The organism is Spongiactinospora gelatinilytica (assembly GCF_003236385.1).
Taxonomy (GTDB): Bacteria; Actinomycetota; Actinomycetes; order Streptosporangiales; family Streptosporangiaceae; genus Spongiactinospora; species Spongiactinospora gelatinilytica.
On sequence record NZ_POUA01000596.1, the window covers coordinates 1 to 2,887 of the forward strand.

Below are 2,887 nucleotides of genomic sequence, written 5' to 3' on the forward strand. Positions count from 1 at the left end.
TGCTGGGGCTCCTCGGTGATGCGGCACGTCCCGGCGTCGCAGCCTCGCCGGCTGCCGTTAGGGAAACCCGAAAAGCAGATTACGACTTGGACGAGTGTGGCGCCGACGTCCTGACGCCCGTACATCGGTGCAGGAGCGTGCCAATGCAGCGAAAGGCACCATCTGCGCATTGGAGGACCTCGATGGGCAGATCACACGCACCCTCGATGCCACCGCCCGCCCCCCGCGCTCACTGTGAGCCCTGCCGGTGCCGCACCCGGCGGCTCGCCCCGCTCGCCCGGCTGTGCCGCGCCCAGCAGCACCGGCCCGTCCGATCCGGCCCATCTCGATGAGTACCGGCGACCGGCTGGCCGCGGTCCGGGTCGGCCTTGACGAACACCGTGACCTGGCGGCTCGCCTCGCCGCCCCACACCGCGACGACGCCCCCGACGCGGCTGAGGATGAGTGGCACGTCCGGTATCTGCGCGGCTTGCGCGGCGCCATCGCCGCGGGCGAGGCTCACCTCGCCGCCTACCAACGGCTCGTCAGCGAAGGCGAGGACGCGGCCGCGGCGGCCGCGCTCAGCCTGTTGGAACTGGAACAGGCCGCGCTGAAGGAATGGCACACCATCGTGACCGGCCGTCCCGGATGGGTGGACGACCCCTCCCCGGGCCCGTAGGCCCAGGCCGGCGGTCTCACCGCAGGTACCCGTCAGATCGGCGCCCATGGGACCGGCGTGGATCTTGTGCAGCTCCGCGGCGGCTCTGGTCGCCTCTCCTTGCTGCTGAACCGCTCCGGGTAGTCGTTCGGAGCGGCGGGCGATGCGGAACGGGTCGTCGATCTCCCAGCAGCATCCACTGTCGCAGGCGCGGACCGCGAACGGATTGCCGTACGTGAAGTGCGGGCACGATCATGCAGTTCGCCGGCTTGCGCCAGCCCTTCCTACGCTCACGGCGGATGCGCTCAGGCATCGGAGTCCTTCCCGGACTGGGGGGCGGCGATCTGCCCGAGGCGGACGAGCAGCGCAACGCCCTCGGTAGTAACGACCAGCGGGCGGCCCTTCGAGCGGACGTGGTCCCCCAACGCGAGCCGGCCGTCCTGTCGGAGTCTGGCCAGGGTGGCCTCCCACGATGTTCCCGCCGACGCGCGCCAGGTCCCGGTACACGTACAGGGTGCCCTCGTGGGCGCGTTACAGGAAGGCGAGTTGCGCGGCAGAGACGGAGGCCACCGCTCAGCCCTCCTCGGGTTCGGCGACGACCAGACGGGATGAGGTCACCGCGCGTCTGTGGGTCACGGTCCAGCCGTCACCCTCCAAGGCGTCTATCAACCGTGCTGCGGCCGGCGATTCCCGGCGCGGGGTCGGTGAAGGTGTCGAGCAGGTGGACGAGTACCTGCTTGCGGCCGTCGTCGAGCGTTTCGGTGTCGCCGAGGCTGTGGACTTCGAGACGCGTCTGCGTCTCGCGGACGGCCTGCTCCACTCGGGTGCGGGACAGTCGCCGGCGTCCGTGGGCGGCGGCCCTACGAAACGGCATCGGGGTCACTCCTTGTCTGGTCGGCTGCTTGAGCTGTTGGGGCGTTGCGGCCCTCCCCGCATTCCGCGCGCTGTCTCGGCCGGACCGGGAAAGGGAGGACCGACGATCAGTCGTCGTTGACGCTCTCGGCAGGGGCAGGGTTGCTTCCCCTGCGGCGGTGCCACTCCGGGAACCACGGGCAGGCGCACACATCGTCATGGAGGCCCATCGCGAAGATCAGGCCGGTATCGTTCATCGTTGTGGGGTCGGGCGGAGAGTCGCTCATCGGTCAGTCTTCCTCGGGTAGGCCGAGCGCCAAACGCCACTATCATACTAATGGCCTATCCATATATCTTCGATAATGGCTCATGTGTTCCCAGCATCACCGTTCCGGGATTCGGCGCCATCGGCAAGCCGTCAAATGGGGAGGCGAGCTGGATGAGACAGATGGGCGGCCTTATCAGACGAGAATGGCCGCCGCAGTCCAGGACGCTCGGGCCGACGGCGTCTCGGGCATCCAGGCCGATCCTCGCCCGCAGTTCGCGGGGCACTCTTCCTGTGCCTCCGGCGCCGCGATCCATGGATTGGTCCTGGTGGCAACCGAATCCGACAACAGCGTCCCATCGGCCCGATCCTTCCATCGTAACCTCAGCGGGACCTTCCTCTCGTATGGGCTCGGGAGAGTGCTCTGGGTAGCCTCGATCCATGACAGTTCGCCGAGCGATCCAGGGGGCGGCCGGGATAGGTCTCCTCGCCGCCTCCCTCGCAGGCTGCGGAGCATCGCTGGATCCCAGGAATGATGCGCTCCAAGAAGCCATGGACAGTGTCAAACGCCAGGCCGCCGGCGCCAGAACGGCCGTCTCCAGCGCACTGAGGAACATGGGGAACACCGCGAAATCCCGCGATCATATCCTCGATGTCGTCGTGAACGCCGCATCCGGAGCCGGCGCCGCGCGTACATACGGCAGTCATGTCGGCCAGGATGGACTGATTAGTATTAACGCCGGGTTCACCGCTTCCGGCACAAAAGGCGGCGGCTTATGGCATTATCACATGACGGCCATCTTATGCGTCCAATACTCCAAACGGCCAGGCGCCCCCTATAGGGTGGCCATGAAGGATCATCCATGCCCGCCTCTAGACGGTGTTGATGATCCGCTTTATCCGAATGGCCGGCCGGACGTGGTCGCTCATGTTTAAGCACGCCGCCGAGCAGTACCGCTGTGATGACAATAATCCTCCAGCCACGGTCAGCCCGCAGCGCGCGCGGCGACGAAAGCTCGCACGCGGTCCCACAATCGTGAGCCTTCCCCTCAGGGCCAGGGGGAAAGGGGGCGGGCGGCCCGAGCCCCCGGCCCGGCCCGATCTCCCAGTCTCCCCTCTGCCGCCCCCAACCC

Annotated in this window: 3 protein-coding genes; 1 reads left to right on the plus strand and 2 read right to left on the minus strand. The window is 67.6% G+C overall.

The genetic code is table 11. The features are described from left to right. Window positions 1-328 precede the first annotated feature (328 nt). On the plus strand, window positions 329-658 hold the full coding sequence (locus tag C1I98_RS37435; RefSeq protein ID WP_111171989.1) for a hypothetical protein: 330 nt from the start codon (window positions 329-331) through the stop codon (window positions 656-658). A gap of 625 nt (window positions 659-1,283) precedes the next feature. On the opposite strand, the gene C1I98_RS40960 is transcribed toward C1I98_RS37435, so the two are convergent. Next, window positions 1,284-1,511, minus strand: coding sequence for a hypothetical protein (locus C1I98_RS40960; protein WP_146607882.1), 228 nt, complete (start codon window positions 1,509-1,511; stop codon window positions 1,284-1,286). A 106-nt stretch (window positions 1,512-1,617) separates the two neighbouring features. After that, window positions 1,618-1,776, minus strand: a complete 159-nt coding sequence (locus tag C1I98_RS42265) for a hypothetical protein (protein WP_158558369.1) — start codon at window positions 1,774-1,776, stop codon at window positions 1,618-1,620. Between the last annotated feature and the right edge of the window lie 1,111 nt (window positions 1,777-2,887).

Excerpts from the sequence above, each read along its gene's own strand:
- C1I98_RS37435 (WP_111171989.1), top strand. The coding sequence starts at position 329 with ATGAGTACCGGCGACCGGCTGGCCGCGGTCCGGGTCGGCCTTGACGAA.
- C1I98_RS40960 (WP_146607882.1), bottom strand. The coding sequence starts at position 1,511 with ATGCCGTTTCGTAGGGCCGCCGCCCACGGACGCCGGCGACTGTCCCGC.
- C1I98_RS42265 (WP_158558369.1), bottom strand. The coding sequence starts at position 1,776 with ATGAGCGACTCTCCGCCCGACCCCACAACGATGAACGATACCGGCCTG.